At 54.8% G+C, this 19,977-nt stretch carries 14 protein-coding genes, 2 tRNA genes and 3 rRNA genes; 10 read left to right on the top strand and 9 right to left on the bottom strand.

Annotated features, from left to right (window positions below):
- Positions 1–226: 226 nt before the first annotated feature.
- Entirely contained in the window at positions 227–538 is a 312-nt protein-coding gene (locus QUE75_RS12315; RefSeq protein WP_061333142.1) for a Nif3-like dinuclear metal center hexameric protein, read from the top strand.
- Here the strand turns inward: QUE75_RS12315 and QUE75_RS12310 are convergent, their stop codons facing one another.
- Positions 539–1,087, bottom strand: a complete 549-nt coding sequence (locus QUE75_RS12310) for an NUDIX hydrolase (protein WP_061333143.1) — start codon at positions 1,085–1,087, stop codon at positions 539–541.
- Between the two features lie 95 nt (positions 1,088–1,182).
- Here QUE75_RS12310 and QUE75_RS12305 point away from each other — a divergent pair, with 95 nt between their 5' ends.
- The 9 genes from QUE75_RS12305 to rrf all read left to right on the top strand — a co-directional run bounded on the left by QUE75_RS12305 (position 1,183) and on the right by rrf (position 9,571).
- Positions 1,183–1,764, top strand: a complete 582-nt coding sequence (locus QUE75_RS12305) for an NUDIX hydrolase (protein ID WP_061333144.1) — start codon at positions 1,183–1,185, stop codon at positions 1,762–1,764.
- Between the two features lie 17 nt (positions 1,765–1,781).
- A complete protein-coding gene (locus QUE75_RS12300; RefSeq protein ID WP_061333145.1) occupies positions 1,782–2,309 on the top strand; it encodes a gamma carbonic anhydrase family protein in 528 nt (175 codons plus the stop codon).
- A 2-nt stretch (positions 2,310–2,311) separates the two neighbouring features.
- The gene (locus QUE75_RS12295) at positions 2,312–2,494 is read left to right on the top strand and encodes a DUF1289 domain-containing protein (protein ID WP_072676999.1); all 183 of its coding nucleotides are present in this window, start codon (positions 2,312–2,314) and stop codon (positions 2,492–2,494) included.
- A 22-nt stretch (positions 2,495–2,516) separates the two neighbouring features.
- The gene (gene purT / locus QUE75_RS12290; protein WP_061333147.1) at positions 2,517–3,719 is read left to right on the top strand and encodes a formate-dependent phosphoribosylglycinamide formyltransferase; all 1,203 of its coding nucleotides are present in this window, start codon (positions 2,517–2,519) and stop codon (positions 3,717–3,719) included.
- A gap of 496 nt (positions 3,720–4,215) precedes the next feature.
- Positions 4,216–5,756, top strand: a 16S ribosomal RNA gene (locus QUE75_RS12285).
- A 111-nt stretch (positions 5,757–5,867) separates the two neighbouring features.
- Positions 5,868–5,944, top strand: a tRNA-Ile gene (locus QUE75_RS12280).
- A gap of 124 nt (positions 5,945–6,068) precedes the next feature.
- Positions 6,069–6,144: transfer RNA gene (locus QUE75_RS12275), tRNA-Ala, on the top strand.
- 315 nt (positions 6,145–6,459) lie between these two features.
- Positions 6,460–9,351, top strand: a 23S ribosomal RNA gene (locus QUE75_RS12270).
- Between the two features lie 106 nt (positions 9,352–9,457).
- Positions 9,458–9,571, top strand: a 5S ribosomal RNA gene (rrf, locus tag QUE75_RS12265).
- The 16S, 23S and 5S rRNA genes sit together here with 2 tRNA genes alongside, the layout of an rRNA operon.
- A 57-nt stretch (positions 9,572–9,628) precedes the next feature.
- On the opposite strand, the gene QUE75_RS12260 is transcribed toward rrf, so the two are convergent.
- From QUE75_RS12260 to QUE75_RS12225, 8 genes are all read right to left on the bottom strand, one after another.
- Positions 9,629–10,381, bottom strand: coding sequence for a response regulator (locus QUE75_RS12260; RefSeq protein ID WP_286250465.1), 753 nt, complete (start codon positions 10,379–10,381; stop codon positions 9,629–9,631).
- A gap of 165 nt (positions 10,382–10,546) precedes the next feature.
- Entirely contained in the window at positions 10,547–11,227 is a 681-nt protein-coding gene (locus QUE75_RS12255; RefSeq protein ID WP_286250463.1) for a sensor histidine kinase, read from the bottom strand.
- A complete protein-coding gene (locus tag QUE75_RS12250; RefSeq protein ID WP_286250461.1) occupies positions 11,224–12,867 on the bottom strand; it encodes a response regulator in 1,644 nt (547 codons plus the stop codon). Before QUE75_RS12250 ends, QUE75_RS12255 begins: the two co-directional genes overlap by 4 nt.
- Entirely contained in the window at positions 12,864–16,382 is a 3,519-nt protein-coding gene (locus QUE75_RS12245) for a PAS domain-containing hybrid sensor histidine kinase/response regulator (RefSeq protein ID WP_138435486.1), read from the bottom strand. The genes QUE75_RS12250 and QUE75_RS12245 overlap by 4 nt, the downstream gene beginning before the upstream one ends.
- Positions 16,383–16,409: 27 nt before the next feature.
- Complete coding sequence (locus tag QUE75_RS12240; protein ID WP_286250458.1) at positions 16,410–16,916, bottom strand: hypothetical protein; 507 nt, start codon at positions 16,914–16,916, stop codon at positions 16,410–16,412.
- A gap of 103 nt (positions 16,917–17,019) precedes the next feature.
- Positions 17,020–18,789, bottom strand: coding sequence for a sodium:solute symporter family protein (locus tag QUE75_RS12235; protein WP_106693663.1), 1,770 nt, complete (start codon positions 18,787–18,789; stop codon positions 17,020–17,022).
- Between the two features lie 6 nt (positions 18,790–18,795).
- On the bottom strand, positions 18,796–19,059 hold the full coding sequence (locus tag QUE75_RS12230) for a DUF4212 domain-containing protein (RefSeq protein ID WP_058090360.1): 264 nt from the start codon (positions 19,057–19,059) through the stop codon (positions 18,796–18,798).
- A 210-nt stretch (positions 19,060–19,269) separates the two neighbouring features.
- Complete coding sequence (locus tag QUE75_RS12225; protein ID WP_286250452.1) at positions 19,270–19,977, bottom strand: 3'-5' exonuclease; 708 nt, start codon at positions 19,975–19,977, stop codon at positions 19,270–19,272.

Here is a 19,977-nt window from a genome sequence, read left to right as displayed (position 1 = left end):
GAACAAAGTCCAAGAATTGCGTTCATTTTTTGCTCTAGCATCGTAAGATATTGAAAAATATAAATAAAAACAAATGGGCGATTTTGTCGCCAATTTGAGGGGAGGTCAGTAACTGTGGGGGTTGGAGGCCGATTCCCAAAAACTTTCCCCAGAGTTATCCACAGATTCTGTGGGTAAGTTTGTAATGCCTTGTTCCGGATAAAAGTTGACCAATTTGAGGGTGACTATGTACAAGCTTTGCTACTTCGTACCGGAGAGCCATCTTGAGCAAACCAAGCAGGCATTATTTGATGCTGGCGCGGGAAAAATCGGGGATTACGACAGCTGCGCATGGCAGTGTGAAGGCGAGGGGCAGTTCCGACCCCTGGCGGGGAGCGATCCGTTTCTGGGAAGCCAGGGAGAGCTTGAGCGTGTTAGGGAATTCAAGGTGGAACTGGTGTGTAGCGACGAGCTTATCAAGCCTGCAGTCTATGCACTCAAGCAGGCCCATCCTTATGAAGAACCTGCCTACGAGGTGTATCGCCTGGAAACGTTCTGATCAGGCTTTTTTCGCCATTGGGTGGCGAATATCGGTGACATGGACGTTGTAGGATTCAGACTTCATATCCGCAAGGAACAGCTCAAGGGTCTTGCGCACCGTGGGGAAAGATATCTCATCCCAGGGAATATCGCCGGGTTCGAACAGCTTTGATTCCAGCGATTCTTCTCCGGCGCCGAATAGGCCGTCTTTAAGTGTGGCACGGTAGAACATGTGGACCTGGTTGATGTGCGGAACATCAATGATGGAGTAAAGCCCCTGAATGTCCACATCCGCCAGTGCTTCCTCGCGGGTTTCCCGGGCTGCTGCTTCTATCGTCGTTTCTGCATTTTCCATAAAGCCTGCCGGCAGAGTCCAATAGCCATACCGGGGTTCGATGGCTCGGCGACATAGCAGGATTCTGCCTTCCCATACGGGAACCGTACCGGCGACAATCCGCGGGTTCTGGTAATGTATGGTCTCGCAGCTGATGCAAACATAACGGTGCCGATTGTCGCCTTCGGGAATGCGTTGCTCAACCGGTTGGCCGCAAGTGCTGCAATACTTCATCGTTTTCCCCGTATACTGAGTGTCCGTTGGTAGTCAGTTTAACGATCCGGACTGCCTGTGTCTCACTCAATATCAGGAAGTTGCCGGAGTAAAGAGTGCAAGACCTGTTAACCGAGCGATTGTCGAATTACGCGCCCAGACAACTGGCACTGGACTACCCTGAAGCCGGTATCCTGGTGCCCATTACGGATAACGAGCGTGATCCGGAGATGATTTTTACCCTGAGGTCATCCAACCTCAAAACACATCGGGGTCAGGTGGCCTATCCCGGCGGCAAGCGGGATCCTGACGACGCCTCCCTGATTGCAACCGCACTGCGTGAAACCCACGAAGAAATCGGTCTGCCCCCGGATCAGGTAAAGGTCATTGCGCCGTTAAGTCAGGTTATGTCGTTGCACCGTATTCTTGTCACTCCATACGTGGGCGTTGTGCCTGGCGATCATCCCCTGGAGCCGAACCCCCACGAGATCGAAAGTGTCTTCCGTGTTCCGATCTCCTGGCTCCTGGAAGATCGAAGGGAGCGTACCGACACGCTCAGTTTTCTGAACAGCACTCTTTACGTGCCCTGCTATCGTTGGCAGCAGTATCAGATATGGGGGTTGTCGGCGGTGGTGCTGGTCGATTTTCTGAATGCTGTGTACGATGCCGGAATCGATATTCTCGAGCCACCCCGTTGAATTAGCCGGAGAGATTGATGTTTTACAGAATTGATCAATACCAGCCAGAAAAAGAAGGCGATGGCCAGTTTGTCGCCCACAACGCCACGGTGATCGGGCGCGTAAAGCTGATGGAAAAATCGAGTATCTGGTTCAATGTTGTCATTCGTGGTGATAACGAACTGATTACGATCGGCCCCGAATCGAACATACAGGATGGCTCAGTACTGCATACCGACCCGGGCATTCCGCTAACCCTTGGGCGTGGGGTGACTGTTGGCCACAAAGCCATGCTGCACGGATGCCAGATTGGCGACTACACCCTGGTTGGGATCAATGCGGTGATTCTGAACGGCGCGAAGATTGGCAAACACTGTCTGATCGGAGCAAATACTCTGATCCCGGAGGGTATGGAAGTGCCGGATGGCTCGATGGTAGTGGGCTCTCCAGGGAAAATTCGCCGCGAACTCAACGATAACCAGAAAAAAATGCTCGAGTTCAGCGCAATGCACTATGTAAAAAATGCAGAGCGCTACCTGGCGACACTGACAAAGGTGGATATCTGAAGATGAAGGTGGCCGACAAGGTTCGATCGCCATGCGTGAATGTTTGCGCGCTGGATGAAAATGACATGTGTATCGGTTGCCAGCGCACAGGGGATGAAATCCTCCGCTGGACCACCATGAGTAATGACGAGCGACGGGAGGTTCTGCTGAAAGTGGCGGAACGGGAAAAGCAGGTCGCACTCTGACAGTAACAGGACATCAAACTATATGACTGGTTCAAACAGAACGGTGCGTATCGGCACGCCTCTAAAGTCATCGGCTACCCGTGTGCTTTTTTGCGGTGCCGGGGAGCTCGGTAAAGAGGTGGTTATAGAGCTGCAACGTTTCGGCATAGAAGTGATTGCAGTCGACCGATACGAGAATGCGCCCGCCATGCAGGTTGCGCATCGGAGCCACGTTATCGATATGCTGGATGGTGCAGCGTTGCGCGCTATCGTTGAAGCGGAGAAGCCGGACCTGATCGTTCCGGAGATTGAGGCGATTGCCACCGCCGAGCTGGTCCGGTTGGAGGAAGAAGGCTACAACGTGGTGCCCACAGCCCGGGCGGTCAATCTGACCATGAATCGCGAAGGTATCCGCCGGCTTGCGGCTGAGGAGCTTGGGCTAAGCACCTCCAAGTACCGGTTTGCCGGTACCAGGGAAGAGTATCTGGCTGCCATTGATGAGGTCGGGGTGCCATTGGTGGTGAAGCCAGTTATGAGCTCGTCCGGTAAAGGGCAGAGTACGGTGAAGAGTACAGCGGAGGTAGAGGCTGCTTGGGAGTACGCCCAAACCGGTGGTCGGGCTGGCAAGGGTAGGGTGATCGTCGAAGGCTTTGTGGACTTCGACTATGAAATCACCTTGCTGACGGTCAGGCATCGCGATGGTATTTCATTCTGTGATCCAATTGGTCACAGGCAGGAAGACGGCGATTACCGTGAGTCATGGCAGCCACACCCCATGTCCGATGCGGCGTTTACCCGAGCAACAGAGATTGCACGGGCAGTGGTAGAGAATCTGGGTGGCTACGGTATCTACGGTGTTGAGCTGTTCATTAAGGGTGACCAGGTATGGTTCTCGGAGGTTTCTCCCAGACCCCACGATACTGGTCTCGTCACCTTGATGTCCCAGGACCTTTCGGAGTTCGCGTTACATGCCCGCGCCATTTTGGGTATGCCCATCCCTGCCATTCGCCAGCAGGGCCCAACCGCGTCGGCGGTCATCCTGCCGGAGGGAGATTCCGGTAACGTGGTGTTCTCGGGGCTGGAACATGCCCTGGCAGAGCCTGATACCCAGGTTCGCCTGTTCGGTAAGCCGGAGTTGAAAGGGCGTCGACGTATGGGCGTTGCCCTCGCTAAAGGCAGTACCATAGAAGAAGCGCGCCAGCGTGCAATCAAGGTAGCGCAGCAGGTTAAAGTGGAGCTAGACTGAGAGACTGGATAAGGGCTTTGTGAGGGCTGGAAAGGAACCTTCCGAAAAAAGTTCAAATCCACCGTTGACTCCTCGGCTGAGGTCTGTAGAATGCGCATCTCGCTTGAGGGGCTGGCCACTGAGAAGAGGCAAAACCTCAGCGATAACTGCTTGAAAGCACTGAAGAAAAAGTTCGAAAGATTCTTCAGAAAGCGGTTGACAGGAAGGCGGTTCAGTGTAGAATGCGCACCTCGAAACAGGCAGTAAGCCGGACAGTTTTTCGGCGGTTTTCGGAAGCGGAAACAGCGAAAAATAAACGGTTGACAGGGCAGCGGAACGATGTAGAATACGCGGCCTTGATTGAGCAACAGCTCAAACGCTCTTTAAAAAGTTAACCAAGTAATTCGTGTGGGCGCTGGCCGAGGTATTTCGGATACGAAATATCAGGACAGTGACTCGTCGAAATTGAGTTTTGTCTTGAGCAAGAATTAAGAACTTTCGAGTTCTTGTATGATTTAAACTGAAGAGTTTGATCATGGCTCAGATTGAACGCTGGCGGCAGGCTTAACACATGCAAGTCGAGCGGTAACAGGGGGTGCTTGCACCCCGCTGACGAGCGGCGGACGGGTGAGTAATGCTTAGGAATCTGCCCAGTAGTGGGGGATAGCCCGGGGAAACCCGGATTAATACCGCATACGTCCTACGGGAGAAAGCAGGGGATCTTCGGACCTTGCGCTACTGGATGAGCCTAAGTCGGATTAGCTAGTTGGTGGGGTAAAGGCCTACCAAGGCGACGATCCGTAGCTGGTCTGAGAGGATGATCAGCCACATCGGGACTGAGACACGGCCCGAACTCCTACGGGAGGCAGCAGTGGGGAATATTGGACAATGGGGGCAACCCTGATCCAGCCATGCCGCGTGTGTGAAGAAGGCTTTCGGGTTGTAAAGCACTTTCAGCGAGGAGGAAGGCTCTGAAGTTAATACCTTCAGGGATTGACGTTACTCGCAGAAGAAGCACCGGCTAACTCCGTGCCAGCAGCCGCGGTAATACGGAGGGTGCAAGCGTTAATCGGAATTACTGGGCGTAAAGCGCGCGTAGGTGGTTAGGTAAGCGAGATGTGAAAGCCCCGGGCTTAACCTGGGAACGGCATTTCGAACTGTCTGACTAGAGTGTGGTAGAGGGTAGTGGAATTTCCTGTGTAGCGGTGAAATGCGTAGATATAGGAAGGAACACCAGTGGCGAAGGCGGCTACCTGGACCAACACTGACACTGAGGTGCGAAAGCGTGGGGAGCAAACAGGATTAGATACCCTGGTAGTCCACGCCGTAAACGATGTCAACTAGCCGTTGGGACTCTTGAAGTCTTAGTGGCGCAGCTAACGCACTAAGTTGACCGCCTGGGGAGTACGGCCGCAAGGTTAAAACTCAAATGAATTGACGGGGGCCCGCACAAGCGGTGGAGCATGTGGTTTAATTCGACGCAACGCGAAGAACCTTACCTGGCCTTGACATCCAGAGAACTTTCCAGAGATGGATTGGTGCCTTCGGGAACTCTGAGACAGGTGCTGCATGGCCGTCGTCAGCTCGTGTCGTGAGATGTTGGGTTAAGTCCCGTAACGAGCGCAACCCCTATCCCTGGTTGCTAGCAGGTAATGCTGAGAACTCCAGGGAGACTGCCGGTGACAAACCGGAGGAAGGTGGGGATGACGTCAGGTCATCATGGCCCTTACGGCCAGGGCTACACACGTGCTACAATGGCGCGTACAGAGGGCTGCCAACTCGCGAGAGTGCGCCAATCCCTTAAAACGCGTCGTAGTCCGGATCGGAGTCTGCAACTCGACTCCGTGAAGTCGGAATCGCTAGTAATCGCGAATCAGAATGTCGCGGTGAATACGTTCCCGGGCCTTGTACACACCGCCCGTCACACCATGGGAGTGGATTGCACCAGAAGTAGTTAGTCTAACCTTCGGGAGGACGATTACCACGGTGTGGTTCATGACTGGGGTGAAGTCGTAACAAGGTAGCCGTAGGGGAACCTGCGGCTGGATCACCTCCTTAAACGAAGCCGAATGCTTCGGTCAGAGTCCACACGAATTACTTGGTTGGCTAATAAAGAGAGCAAAAGGGTCTTTCAGACCCGACTTGGCTTGTTGTATGACAAGCAAAACCGGGTCTGTAGCTCAGGTGGTTAGAGCGCACCCCTGATAAGGGTGAGGTCGGTGGTTCAAGTCCACCCAGACCCACCAAAATCGCTCAGCTCGTCGTTGCTTCCAGGCTCACGTGCTACTCGCACGCTACACCTGAAAGCGCCTAGATCTGAACGATTTTCCGAGTACGGCATCTGGTCGGCTTGGTGAGTGGTTTCGATGAGGGGCTATAGCTCAGCTGGGAGAGCGCCTGCCTTGCACGCAGGAGGTCGGCAGTTCGATCCTGCCTAGCTCCACCAAACTTTACTGACTAACTCCGGTTAGCAGTGTGCAGAAACAAGTATTTCGATTTAATGACATCGGTTGTTAAGCGAAGTCCTTCTTTCTGATCACTGGGTCAGATTTGCTCTTTAACAAATTGGACGAGATAGAACACGAATAGATTTCTCTCATTATCTCCGAGAGGAACTGTTCAAAGTGATAGCGATTTCAAGCGTTATCCGGTGTTGTCGTTGAAGTGGTTGTTATATCGCTTCAAGGAACTGTCTCCAGTTATCGTCTTCCTGGTTTACCAGGCGGTCGATGGATGGAACACAGTTGTCTTGGGGTTATATAGTCAAGCAACTAAGCGCATACGGTGGATGCCTTGGCAGTCAGAGGCGATGAAAGACGTGGAAGCCTGCGATAAGGTTCGGGGAGCTGGCAAACGAGCTGTGATCCGGACATCTCTGAATGGGGAAACCCACCTGGTTTCGGCCAGGTATCTTGTACTGAATCCATAGGTGCAAGAGGCGAACCGGGGGAACTGAAACATCTAAGTACCCCGAGGAAAAGAAATCAACCGAGATTCCCTAAGTAGCGGCGAGCGAACGGGGACCAGCCCTTAAGCTGGACAACTGGTAGGAGAAGGCCCTGGAAAGTGCCGCCATAGTGGGTGATAGCCCCGTATCCGAAACCTGAGTCCAGTGAAATCGAGTAGGTCGGCGCACGAGAAACGTTGACTGAACATGGGGGGACCATCCTCCAAGGCTAAATACTCCTGACTGACCGATAGTGAACCAGTACCGTGAGGGAAAGGCGAAAAGAACCCCTGTGAGGGGAGTGAAATAGACCCTGAAACCGTATGCGTACAAGCAGTCGGAGCAGACTTGTTCTGTGACGGCGTACCTTTTGTATAATGGGTCAGCGACTTATGTTCAGTGGCGAGGTTAACCGTTTAGGGGAGCCGTAGGGAAACCGAGTCTGAATAGGGCGAATTAGTCGCTGGGCATAGACCCGAAACCGGGCGATCTATCCATGAGCAGGTTGAAGGTGCCGTAACAGGCACTGGAGGACCGAACCCACTGTCGTTGAAAAGCCAGGGGATGACTTGTGGATCGGAGTGAAAGGCTAATCAAGCCCGGAGATAGCTGGTTCTCCCCGAAAGCTATTTAGGTAGCGCCTCGGACGAATACCACAGGGGGTAGAGCACTGTTTCGGCTAGGGGGTCATCTCGACTTACCAACCCGATGCAAACTCCGAATACCTGTGAGTACTATCCGGGAGACACACGGCGGGTGCTAACGTCCGTCGTGAAGAGGGAAACAACCCAGACCGCCAGCTAAGGTCCCAAAGTACCAGTTAAGTGGGAAACGATGTGGGAAGGCTCAGACAGCTAGGAGGTTGGCTTAGAAGCAGCCATCCTTTAAAGAAAGCGTAATAGCTCACTAGTCGAGTCGGCCTGCGCGGAAGATGTAACGGGGCTCAAACTGGTCACCGAAGCTGCGGCTGCATACTTTGTATGCGGGGTAGGGGAGCGTTCTGTAAGCCTGCGAAGGTGTGTTGAGAAGCATGCTGGAGGTATCAGAAGTGCGAATGCTGACATGAGTAACGACAATGCGGGTGAAAAACCCGCACGCCGGAAGACCAAGGGTTCCTGCGCAACGCTAATCGGCGCAGGGTGAGTCGGCCCCTAAGGCGAGACCGAAAGGTGTAGTCGATGGGAAACGGGTTAATATTCCCGTACCTTGGATAGCTGCGATGGAGAGACGGAGAAGGCTAGGTGAGCCGGGCGACGGTTGTCCCGGTTTAAGCGAGTAGGGAGTGGACTTAGGCAAATCCGGGTCCACAATTCTGAGACGCGACGACGAGTGCCCAAGGGTGCGAAGTCATTGATGCCCTGCTTCCAGGAAAATCTTCTAAGCTTCAGGCTATTCGAGACCGTACCCCAAACCGACACAGGTGGTCAGGTAGAGAATACCAAGGCGCTTGAGAGAACTCGGGTAAAGGAACTAGGCAAAATGGTGCCGTAACTTCGGGAGAAGGCACGCCGGTGTGTACGTGAAGCCCCTGCGGGTGGAGCGGAAGCCGGTCGAAGATACCAGGCCCCTGCGACTGTTTATTAAAAACACAGCACTCTGCAAACACGTAAGTGGACGTATAGGGTGTGACGCCTGCCCGGTGCCGGAAGGTTAATTGATGGGGTTAGCACTCGTGCGAAGCTCTTGATCGAAGCCCCGGTAAACGGCGGCCGTAACTATAACGGTCCTAAGGTAGCGAAATTCCTTGTCGGGTAAGTTCCGACCTGCACGAATGGCGTAACGATGGGGGCGCTGTCTCTACCCGAGACTCAGTGAAATTGAAATCGCCGTGAAGATGCGGTGTATCCGCGGCTAGACGGAAAGACCCCGTGAACCTTTACTATAGCTTCACAGTGAACTTTGAGCATGCTTGTGTAGGATAGCTGGGAGGCTTTGAACCCGGGACGCCAGTTCCGGTGGAGCCAACCTTGAAATACCAGCCTGGCATGTTTGAGGTTCTAACTCTGACCCCTTATCGGGGTTGAGGACACTGTGTGGTGGGTAGTTTGACTGGGGCGGTCTCCTCCCAAAGCGTAACGGAGGAGCACAAAGGTGGGCTAAGTACGGTCGGACATCGTACGGTTAGTGTAATGGCACAAGCCCGCTTGACTGCGAGACAGACACGTCGAGCAGGTACGAAAGTAGGTCATAGTGATCCGGTGGTTCTGTATGGAAGGGCCATCGCTCAACGGATAAAAGGTACTCCGGGGATAACAGGCTGATACCGCCCAAGAGTTCACATCGACGGCGGTGTTTGGCACCTCGATGTCGGCTCATCACATCCTGGGGCTGAAGCCGGTCCCAAGGGTATGGCTGTTCGCCATTTAAAGTGGTACGCGAGCTGGGTTTAGAACGTCGTGAGACAGTTCGGTCCCTATCTGCCGTGGACGTTGGAGATTTGAGGAAAGCTGCTCCTAGTACGAGAGGACCGGAGTGGACGAACCGCTGGTGTTCGGGTTGTGTCGCCAGACGCATTGCCCGGTAGCTATGTTCGGACAGGATAACCGCTGAAAGCATCTAAGCGGGAAGCCCCTTCCAAGATGAGATCTCCCTGAGGCCTTGAGCCTCCTGAAGAGCCGTTCAAGACCAGGACGTTGATAGGCTGGGTGTGTAAGCGCTGTGAGGCGTTGAGCTAACCAGTACTAATTGCTCGTGCGGCTTGACTATATAACACCCAAGACAATTGCGGATAACGCAGAGCAGGGCAAACGCCACGCTCCATAGAAATCAACATCACGTTCCATCTCGTCCTTCCCAGTGATCATCCGTTTTGCCTGACGACCATAGCGGTCTGGAACCACCTGATCCCATCCCGAACTCAGAAGTGAAACAGACCAGCGCCGATGGTAGTGTGGTTCGCCCATGTGAGAGTAGGTCATCGTCAGGCTCTTAATACCAAAAGCCCCAGCATCCTTGATGTTGGGGCTTTTTTATTTTGGGCCCGTTATCGGCTGATCAATTCGATCACCCCACCTACAATGCTGTGCATCAATTCAAACTGTTCATTGGTGTGCTCAATGTGATTGTCCAGGATGTTGGCCTGCCAGCTGCTAACCCATACTAGCGCTACGACCAGTAACACTGCCGTAGCCATCAGCCATCGGATGCTTCGGCTTTGACGGTTGATACGATCGGCGTGTTGGCGCTGGGCGTTTTCGCTGGCTTGCCTGAGCTCCCTTAACTCTTCCTCAAGCTCTTCATAGGCTACTTCCAGGGTCGACATCCGACCGGTGAGTTTACGGGTAGCCTGCTCGGTATTCTCCTGTGCTGTTCTGCCAGTTTCTTCCACCGCGATTCTGAAAGCTTCGCTGTACTCGGGTTCCGGGCTGTTTACCAGTAAGGTATCCAGAGTTTTCTGCAGGTGCTCTCGATCAATCTGCTTGCGAATAACGCCAGCAGCGCCAAGGGTCTTTGCTTCGTCAATGTAGCGCTCGGCGTTCTGTGAGGTGTACATGAAAACAGGTATGTCGCGTGTGTGAGGCTGGCTTTTGAGTTGTTCCAGAGCCTGAAATCCGTTCATGCCCGGTAGAAGGTGATCCAGAAAGATAACGTCATAGGACTCGTGCTGGAGTAGCGAGAATGCTTCCTCTGCCGTTGAGACTCCTTTGCTACTGATGTCTGATCGTTCGAGGAGCCGGGCCAGGATGATCCTGGCAGTCGACGAATCTTCGATAATCAGTGCGTGCGCCCGTGCCATTGTAAGTGTGCTCCCTGTCCTTGCTCCGCCATCACGATTCTGTAGCTGCATTGGTAATGCAGGATTGCTTGTCGCACTATAAGCGGAGTTCAAAAAATATACAGGGGAGAGGGCGCCAGAGAGTCAGTTTTGCGACGCTCATTTGATTTTTCCAGGAAGGCACGATCAGGGCAGCCAGATTTCAAACACCCCTCCACCATATTTCCCACCGTTGTGCAGCGTTATTGAACCGGTGCGGTCGCCGTCTGTATGCAGCTTGGCCACGGAAGACGCGAAGAAAAGACCAAGGCTTGTGCTGCCGCTGTTGAAGTCGAGGGATTTGAAGCTGAGCGTTCCGGTATGTTGCATGCTCTCCGGATAGCCTGTGCCGTCATCTTCCACACCAAGCACCAGATAGCCATCCTGTTCCCGGGCGGTCAGGCGGATTCTGGTTTTGGTATAACGGATGGCGTTATTGATGGTGTTGTTGAGCACCCCGGTAAGCAGATCGTCATCAAAGAAACCATTGATGTCATCGGCTTCGATGGCGTAATCGATGCCCAGGCCATCAAGCAGGGGGACGTGTCGTGCCATATGCTCGGAGAGAAAATCCGGTACAAAGTGTTCATCAATGTGGGCTGACAGATTGTTCTCACCCAGCCGATAGATGCCCAGCAGCTGAACAAGGTCATTGTGCATGCGCTCGGCCTCGTACTGCAGCATATTGAACTTGCTGGAGCCGGACAGTGACTCTTCATGTTCGGTACGGAGTTCATCAAGGGTGTTCAGCAGCATGCCCAGGGAGTTTTTCATGTCATGCACGGCTGAAGCCAGTACCATTGAAAAGTCGATGTTGTGGTCAGTCATGCAGTCAGTCCTTTCAGTTTTCTGGCCAGTGCGCTGTAACGGCGGTGCTGTCTGTGTTGTTCAGGCAGTCCTTCGAGCCGCCTGAGGCATTCCTGGCAGGTAGTGAGCAGGCTATGATCGTCAGGAGCCTGATCATACTTTCGCAGTAACACCTGAATCAGGTTGAGATTCAGAGCGGCATGATCCGGAACGATCGCCAAGGCTCGGTTGAAAGCCTCGACCGCGCCGTCCAGATCGCCGGATTCGAATGCTTTGATTCCATCCCGGTTGTATCCCCGGGCTTCTATTTTCTGGCGGAAGCCAACGGGTTCATCGAGAAGGTTTTCAATTTTCTGCAGAGTTTCCGGGTTGTCTCCGTAACGAGCCGCCAGATCCGATAGCAACGACTTGGCGTCTTCATCATGCCCCAACCTGAACAGGGTCTTGGCATAGTCGAGGCCCAGATCTGCTGGGATGTCTTCCAGTGTTTCCAATTCTGCCCGTAAGTCGCCCAGCAGTTTTTCTGCAGATTTCTGGTTGCCCTGTCCGGCGTGAACACGGCATTGCACAATACGACTTTTCAGGCCAATGCTGTCGTCGTCGGCGAAACGCTTTTCCATCTTCGATAGCACATTCAAGGCTTCTGCCGCATGTTCCGCACCTTCGGCTTCCGGGTGTCCTTCGCTAAGGTCGGAGAGGCTTTGAGCCAGCGACAGGTAGTGATCAGAGTTATCGTGAATCGAATAGGTTCCCAGTGTCACCGTCTGCCGCCAGGCCTGTGAGGCGGTGTCTATGTCCTGGTTGGTACTGGCCAGTAGCGCCAGGTGCTTCTGGCGTAGCAGGGCGTTTGGTGAGTGTTCTGCGGCTTTTTCCAGGATCTGCTGGGCTTGTACTGCTTTGCCCTGCTTTTCCAGCCCTTCGGCCAACAGGTCGTAGGCTTCCATGTAATCGGGGTGTTTGGCGATCAGTGCTTTCAAACCTTCCACAGAGTCGTCAAAGTTTCTGTTACCCAACAATACCTTGCAACGGCCCAGTCGGGCCCAGGAAAGCTCCCGCCGCGCAAGTACCTCGTCATACACTTTCAGGGCGTGTGACAGATCGCCGACGATGAAATAGAGTTCGCCCAGGGTTTTCATTAGCCAGGTTTTGTACCTTGGTTGTTTGGGCAGTAGCTGTAGGCACTGTGAAATGGCCTCAGGGTAGTTCTCCCGATCCATTTCACGGGTAATCGGTAGCAAGGCACTACGTTGCTGAACCAGAGCGCCAAGGCGCTTCTCCAGCATGGCGCGGTTCAACGGCTTGGTAAGGTAAGCATCCGGTTGGTATTCACGGGCGCCCATGACCATCTCTTTGGACGTTTCGGCGGTCACCATCAAGAACAGGGAGGAGCGGCTCAGAAGCGTTTTGTGCCGGAGCTCCTCAAGAATATGCTGGCCGTTCTTGCCTTCCCCCAGGTTGTAATCACACAGGACAACATCTACGTGGTTGTAGGTGCAGTACTGGATTGCCGGGGTGGCGTGAGCCACCAGCTCGATCTTGTCTGCGCCACAGCTTCTGAGCATCTGGCGCATCGATAGACGGAAGTTCTCGAAATCATCAACCACCAGGAAGTTGAGTTTTCCAAAGGGGTTGATCGCGTCTTTCCTGTCGGTCTGGTTCATGCGCGCTTCTGTTTAAGTAGTTTGTTGACGAGCGCTCTCAGTGCCGCCGGTTTAACCGGCTTGTAGAGAACCTGATAGCCGCGGTTTCCAGCGTCTTCCCGTACCTCTGGCGCCATATAACCGGTAATCAGAATGCCCGGTATGCCATGGCCAAGTTTGTCTCTGATGCTGTCCATAGCATCCAGCCCATTGCGGTTATCATCAAGCTGATAATCGGCAAGTATAATATCCGGTAAGCGGTCTGCCAGTTTTTCCAGGGCATCTTCCAGGCTTTCGGCCGCAGTCACATCACACTGCCAGTTACCCAGTAACGCGACCATACCCTGAAGTATGGCCGGATCGTTATCGATACACAGAACATGCAAGCCTCCCAGACTGGATACCCGCCTTGTGCTGGCGCCGGGCTTGTTGGATTCGGCGCGGCTCAGGTCTGGCGGCGCAAGTGGTACGGTGATACCGAAAACGCTCCCTTTGCCCTGAACCGAGTGCACGGTGACCGGGTGGTTCAGCATGCCGCTGATGCGGTCCACAATGGCCAGGCCAAGACCCAGCCCCTTCTTGTCACGGCCATGCTGGAAGCGCCGGAACTCCTCGAAAACATGGGTGAGCTGGTCTTCGGACATTCCTGGGCCGGTGTCCCAGACCTCAATGCGCAGGTAGCCTTTGAGCCGACGGCAGCCCATCAGTATCTTGCCACTGGCCGTGTAGCGAATGGCGTTGGACAGGAAGTTCTGGACTACCCGGCGTAGCAACTTGACGTCTGATCGTACCCAGGCACTGCTGGGAACAACATGCAGGTCCAGCTCCTGATCTTTGGCGATAGCAGAGAATTCCGTTGCCAGGTGGCGGAGCAGTTCGTTGACCGGGAACACGCCGATATCCGGCTCCAGTGCCCCGGCGTCCAGCTTGGAGATATCGAGCAAGGTGCTGATGATCTCTTCAGCCGCGCCAAGTGAGCTGTCGATGTGCTCAACCAGTTCACGGGTATCACCTTCAATAACCTTGCCTGACAGGGCGGAGGTGAATAGCCGTGCGGCATTCAATGGTTGAAGCAGGTCGTGGCTGGCCGAGGCAAGAAACCGGGTCTTGCTCTGGTTGGCCTGTTCCGCGACTGATTTTGCTTTCAGCATCTGCTCGTTGATCACCTGCAGTTCCTGAGTACGTTCCCGTACCCGTTGCTCCAGGTAGATGTTGGTCTCCTTCAGGGCCTGCTCGGTGCGACGCATGGCTGTAATGTCCTGGAACGTGGTGACATAGCCACCCCCGGGGATGGGACTACCATCCACCCGGACAACGGTGCCATCCGGGCGCTGACGTTCGTAAGACATGGGTTTGCCTTCGCGCATGCTGTTGCAGCGGTTATCGATGATGTCATCTATGCGTCTCGCTGACAGGTTGGCGTTAGTCAGGTTGTAACGCATCAGGTCTTCAACCGGCCGGCCAACCCGGACGAATCCTTTCGGGTAATTGAACAGCTCCAGGTAGCGGTGGTTCCAAACCACCAACTGCTGTTGATGATTGACCACCGATACACCCAGGCTGATGTTCTCGATTGCGGATTGCAGCAGCTCGCGGCTGAAGGTCATGGCCTGAGACGCTTCATCTACGATGCTGACCACATCCTCGATCTGCATATCCCGCCCGGTCAGGGTGGACTCCAGGACGACACGGGCTGTAGACGCACCAATAACCGAGGCCAGTTGGCGCTCGATGTATTTCATCAGGTGGGTAGAGGCGGGCCGGTGCGGGTACAGCCTGATGGCGTTGCGGCGCTCGTAATTGCGGAAGACGCTCTCGGAGCGTTCCTCACCCATGAATCGATCGGTCAGGGCCTGGAGATCGGAGGTCAGAACTTCGCCCTGCCAGCTCTGATGTTGTGCGCTTTCCGGTTTTGGCTGGGCTTCATGGAAGAAGGCGGCAATCTGGATTCGTTCGCGGATGCGCTGCCGGGTTACCAGTGACAGCAGGATGTAGGTGCCGGTGTTTATGCCGAGGCTCCAGATAATGCCGTGGCTGATCTGGTCCAGCTCAGAGCCGAACAGGGCTGTCGGGCGGGTCCAGTTCAGGCCAAACAGCCCCTGTTCGATCAGCGTGTCGGCAATCCAGCCGGTGGACACCAGGGCTGGCAACAGCAGGGTGTAGCACCACATCAGGAAGCCAAGACCGAGGCCCCAGGCGGCCCCGGTAAAATTCCCGCGCCGCCAGATGATGCCGCCCACCAGGGCTGGCCCAAACTGGGCGGCGGCGGCAAAGGACAGCAGGCCGAAAGCGGTGAGGCTGTAATCGGCGCCCGCCATCCGGTAAAAACCGTAAGCGGTAAACAGCACGACAAAGATGGCCACCCGGCGAATGGTGAGCAGAAGGAAGCTCAGGTCTGTCCTGCGGTTCATGCCGGGCCGGAAAAAACGCAACAGCCCGGGCATGATGATTTCGTTGCTGACCATGGTGGCAATGGCCACAGAACAGACAATAACCATGGCCGCTGCGGCTGAGCCGCCGCCGAGGAAGGCTAGCACGGCCAGCCACTGCTCACCCGCTACGATGGGCAGTTGCAGGATGATAATGTCGGGATCACCGCCGGCGAGATCGGAGTTCAGTAGTCCGGCAGCTGCAATGGGCAGAACAAAGGCGCTGGCAATGACCAGGTAAATCGGCATGGCCCACCGCGCTGTCTCAAAGTCACGGTGATCAGCATTTTCCACAACCATGACGTGAAACTGGCGGGGAAGGCAGACAATCGCCAGCATGGCGACCAGGGTTTGAGTGAGGAACGCAGGTGTCTCGAGGGAACTGGTGGTCAGGGTGCCCACCAGGTCGGCCTGTTTCACCCGGCTGAACAGGTCGCCAAAACCATTATAAAGGCCGTAACCAACAAACAGGCCAACGGCGATGAAGGCCACCAGTTTGATCAGTGATTCAAAGGCGACCGCCTGGATCATGCCTCGATGATGCTCGGTTGATTCAAGGTGTCGGGTGCCGAATAACACGGTAAAGACGGCCAGCGCCAGGGTGATGTACCAGGCGGAATCATTCCAGGCAGCCGTGCTCAGTTCCTGGTAGCCGATTCCCCCCTCGGTCAGTACGTTAAAGCCCAGCGCAATGGCTTTGAGTTGCAGGGCGATATAAGGAACGCTGCCAATCAGGGCAAAGATGGCCACCATGGCCGCCAGCACCTGGGACTTGCCGTAACGGGAGGCGATAAAGTCGGCAATGGAGGTGCTGTTGTTGCGTTTACTGATGTAAATAATGCGCCGCAAGAGCGGTGCAAAGAACAGGAATACCAGTAGCGGCCCCAGGTAGATGGGAAGAAAGGCAAAGCCTTCCTGGGTGGCTCGCCCCACGGCACCGTAGAATGTCCAGGAGGTAAAGTAGACGGCCAGTGATAGAGCGTAGATGTGGGTTCGCGCCAGCCTGCGTCGATACAATCCCGGGTGTCGGTCACCCGCCCAGGCAATGACGAACAACAGGGAAATGTAGCTAATGGATATAACTATCAGCAGCCAGGCGCTAATCATGCTTTGTTGTTATCCGGTTATCCGATGTCAGTTACCGCACACGGTTCTGTATAGAGGATCGTTTGCGGTCAGCAACTTCATATTGTCCACCCGTGGCACGCCATCTGAACCAAGGGGAACCAGCTCCCGGCTCTGGCAATGGATCAGGTGAGCCCGGTGTGATACGGCGTCTGTCACGGTTTGCTCAAATCGGTAGAGGGTGAAGCGAACAATATCGTTGTCGCTGGTGTCCCGGCGGAAATCACTCGTGTCGACGGTGGAGAAGGCGGTGACATAGGGAAATACGAAGGTCCAGGGACGGAAGAAAATCTTCTCCTGCTCAGTCGCCACGACAACCGCTTCTTCAGGGAGTAATGATCGCTTGTGGTCATACCAAGAATATTCGCCATAAACAAGGTAGCCGAGCATGCCGGCACCTGCAAACACTGGAATGATCCATCGGGGTGCACGCTTTGCGGTGGCGGCGCGGATGCCCATGGCGATGCCTGCAGCCCCGAGACCGCAAACAATAGTGGCAACAAAAGTCCAGAACATAGGATTGGATTCCTTAACTCAAAAAAGAACGGGCTCCCTCAGTGAGGAAGCCCGTTCGGTCTCAACCCGTCATTCGTTTCAATGAATCAGGCTGTCTTTCAGCTTAGTGGTCTTGAGCGCTGCCGGCACCGCGTGGGTAACGGACGCTTTCAACCAGCTCCTGGATTTCAACAGGCGGCTCGGCAGTCACTTTGGATACCCCGAAGGCTACCGCAAAGTTGACCAGAGCACCAACCGCACCGATGGACAGCGGGGAGATACCCAGCACCCAGAACTCGGCGGTATCTGGCAGGTTGTTGGTGCCCGGAATGAAGAACCAGCCCTTGTAGATGAAGATGTAGACCAGTGTGAAGATCAGACCGGACAACATGCCCAGGGTTGCGCCTATGTTGTTCACACGCTTGGAGAAAATACCCATCATCAGCGCGGGGAACAGGGAGGCCGCAGCGATACCAAAGGCCAGAGCGACCACCTGTGCCGCGAACCCGGGCGGGTTGGCGCCTAGCCAGGTGGCGACGACGATGGCAACGGCCATGGAGATCCGTGCCGCCAACAGTTCGCCCTTATCGGTGATGTTGGGGTTGATTCGGCCTTTGATCAGGTCGTGACTCACCGCCGAAGAAATAGCCAGCAACAGACCTGCCGCCGTTGACAGAGCCGCAGCCAGACCACCGGCAGCAATCAGACCAATAACCCAGCCGGGCAGGTTGGCGATTTCCGGGTTGGCCAGTACCAGGATGTCGTTGTTAACAGACAGCTCGTTGCCTTCCCAGCCGCGCTCTGCTGCGGTGGCTGCGAAATCGGCGTTGCCGTCGTTATACACCTGGATGCGGCCATCGTTGTTCTTATCCTCGAACTTGATCAGGCCAGTTTCTTCCCAGGTGGCAATCCAGGCAGGACGCGCATCATATTCGATGGGCTGGGCTGCAGTGCCTTCCGGGTAGATGGTGGTCATCAGGTTCAGACGAGCCATGGAAGCAACAGCCGGAGCAGTCAGGTAAAGCAGGGCGATGAAGACCAGGGCCCAGCCGCCGGACCAACGAGCGTCAGCTACCTTGGGAACGGTGAAGAAACGGATGATAACGTGGGGCAGGCCAGCCGTACCGATCATCAGGGACAGGGTAAACAGAACCATGTTCAGTTTATTGTCGATGTCCGCCGTGTATTCCCGGAAGCCAAGGTCGGTGACCACCATGTTCAGTTTTTCAAGCAATGGCAGGCCGGATTCAGTATGGGTTGAGAACATACCGAACATCGGGATCGGGTTGCCGGTCAGCTGCAGGGAAATGAACACCGCCGGAATGGTGTAGGCGATGATCAGAACGCAGTACTGGGCCACCTGGGTGTAGGTGATGCCTTTCATGCCGCCGAGCACGGCGTAGATAAAGACCACAACCGCAGCGATCATCAGGCCGTTGGTAGCCTCTACTTCCAGGAAGCGGGAGAAGGCAACACCAGCACCGGCCATCTGGCCAATTACGTAGGTCACAGACGCGACGATCAAGCAGATTACCGCCACCAGACGTGCGTTTGGACTGTAATAGCGATCACCGATGAACTCGGGAACCGTGAACTTGCCGAACTTACGCAGGTAAGGAGCCAGCAGCATGGCCAGCAGAACGTAACCGCCGGTCCAGCCCATCAGGAACGTGGAGTTAGCATAACCACCGGCGGCGATCAGGCCCGCCATGGAAATGAAGGACGCGGCAGACATCCAGTCGGCACCGATCGCCATACCGTTGGTGACCGGGTGAACGCCGCCGCCGGCAACGTAGAAATCGCTGGTGCTGCCGGCTTTCGCCCACACAGCGATCAGGATATACAGGAGGAAGGAACCCCCGACGAAAAGCAGGTTGATTGCAAATTGGCTCATGGTGTCTTACTCCTCATGTACGCCGAATTGCTCGTCGATCTTGTTCATACGCCAGGCGTAGAAGAAGATCAGGGCAATGAAGGTAAGAATGGAGCCTTGCTGGGCGAACCAGAAACCGAGATCGGTGCCACCGACCGGAATGCCCGCCAGCATGGGACGTAACAGAATGGCGAAGCCATAAGACACCAGGGCCCAGATAATCAGGCTCCCGAATATCAGGCGCAAGTTCGCCTTCCAGTAGTTCTCAGCGTCGTAGCTATGACCTGACATACACATCACTCCTGTATTGTTGTTGTGGAGGTTGGGTGGATTACTTGTGGGGTGTTGCGGATAGAGAATTTATTATTCATGTAGTACTTCTCCGACTTGTTGTCTTCTCCGACTTTACTGGTCAATGGAATTATGGATATTGGCAAATGGTCTAACTCTCAGTAACTTGCCTTGTAATTGGTCAAGGACATCAGGCGCTGAAGCAGGTCGTCAGTAGCGGTGCATATTCTGTAAACGGCGCTGATAATGCAGCTTTTCAGCCAGTTCTTTCAGGTTCTTGACGCCATTTTTTTGCGCCCGGTTCAGGGCCATGAGTGTCAGTTCTGCGGTCACCAGGGCATCGGCAGCGGCGTGATGCCGTTCACTAACTTCGAGTTTGAAGAAGTCGGCCCAGTGGTCGAGGCTGCGCCCCTTGGTTTCTGCTTTTGGGAATATCGCCGGTAGTAGCTCGGCAACGTCCATCCAGACGTGGGGGGTGGTGTAGCCAAGCTGGGCTTTCAGGGTTTTTTCCAGGAATTTCTGGTCGAATGCGGAGTGGTAGGCAAGGATTGGGTCGCCGTTCATCCACTCCAGCAGGTAGAGCAGGGCATCTTCGGTTTCGTGGCCCTGGGTCAGGGCCTCCGGCCCGATACCATGGATCAGCACGGTTTCCCGGATATCGAGCTCCGGTCGGCGCAGGATCAGATCAAACTGATCATTCAGGTGAATGACCCCGCCCTCAATAGCCACAGCGCCGATGGCGATGACTTCATCTTTCGAGGCATTCAGTCCGGTGGTCTCAAGGTCCAGTACGATCAGGCGGCACCGGGTTAGCGGCTGGTCGCTCACCGTTTTCGGCGTGGGCAGGTTCTCAGGATCGTGATTGCCAACGGCGCCGCCCCTTCGCTGTGCCAGCCATTGCTTGATGTAGTCGAGCAT

This window comes from Marinobacter shengliensis, from assembly GCF_030297115.1.
Lineage (GTDB): Bacteria > Pseudomonadota > Gammaproteobacteria > Pseudomonadales > Oleiphilaceae > Marinobacter > Marinobacter shengliensis.
Note: the sequence above shows the minus strand (reverse complement) of the source record. Positions and strands in the feature narration are given on the sequence as shown.

Bases quoted from the DNA above. Each gene is read 5' to 3' on its own strand.
- QUE75_RS12315 (WP_061333142.1), top strand. From the start codon at position 227: ATGTACAAGCTTTGCTACTTCGTACCGGAGAGCCATCTTGAGCAAACC.
- QUE75_RS12310 (WP_061333143.1), bottom strand. From the start codon at position 1,087: ATGAAGTATTGCAGCACTTGCGGCCAACCGGTTGAGCAACGCATTCCC.
- QUE75_RS12300 (WP_061333145.1), top strand. From the start codon at position 1,782: ATGTTTTACAGAATTGATCAATACCAGCCAGAAAAAGAAGGCGATGGC.
- QUE75_RS12295 (WP_072676999.1), top strand. From the start codon at position 2,312: ATGAAGGTGGCCGACAAGGTTCGATCGCCATGCGTGAATGTTTGCGCG.
- purT (WP_061333147.1), top strand. From the start codon at position 2,517: ATGACTGGTTCAAACAGAACGGTGCGTATCGGCACGCCTCTAAAGTCA.
- QUE75_RS12260 (WP_286250465.1), bottom strand. From the start codon at position 10,381: ATGGCACGGGCGCACGCACTGATTATCGAAGATTCGTCGACTGCCAGG.
- QUE75_RS12255 (WP_286250463.1), bottom strand. From the start codon at position 11,227: ATGACTGACCACAACATCGACTTTTCAATGGTACTGGCTTCAGCCGTG.
- QUE75_RS12250 (WP_286250461.1), bottom strand. From the start codon at position 12,867: ATGAACCAGACCGACAGGAAAGACGCGATCAACCCCTTTGGAAAACTC.
- QUE75_RS12245 (WP_138435486.1), bottom strand. From the start codon at position 16,382: ATGATTAGCGCCTGGCTGCTGATAGTTATATCCATTAGCTACATTTCC.
- QUE75_RS12240 (WP_286250458.1), bottom strand. From the start codon at position 16,916: ATGTTCTGGACTTTTGTTGCCACTATTGTTTGCGGTCTCGGGGCTGCA.
- QUE75_RS12235 (WP_106693663.1), bottom strand. From the start codon at position 18,789: ATGAGCCAATTTGCAATCAACCTGCTTTTCGTCGGGGGTTCCTTCCTC.
- QUE75_RS12230 (WP_058090360.1), bottom strand. From the start codon at position 19,059: ATGTCAGGTCATAGCTACGACGCTGAGAACTACTGGAAGGCGAACTTG.
- QUE75_RS12225 (WP_286250452.1), bottom strand. From the start codon at position 19,977: ATGCTCGACTACATCAAGCAATGGCTGGCACAGCGAAGGGGCGGCGCC.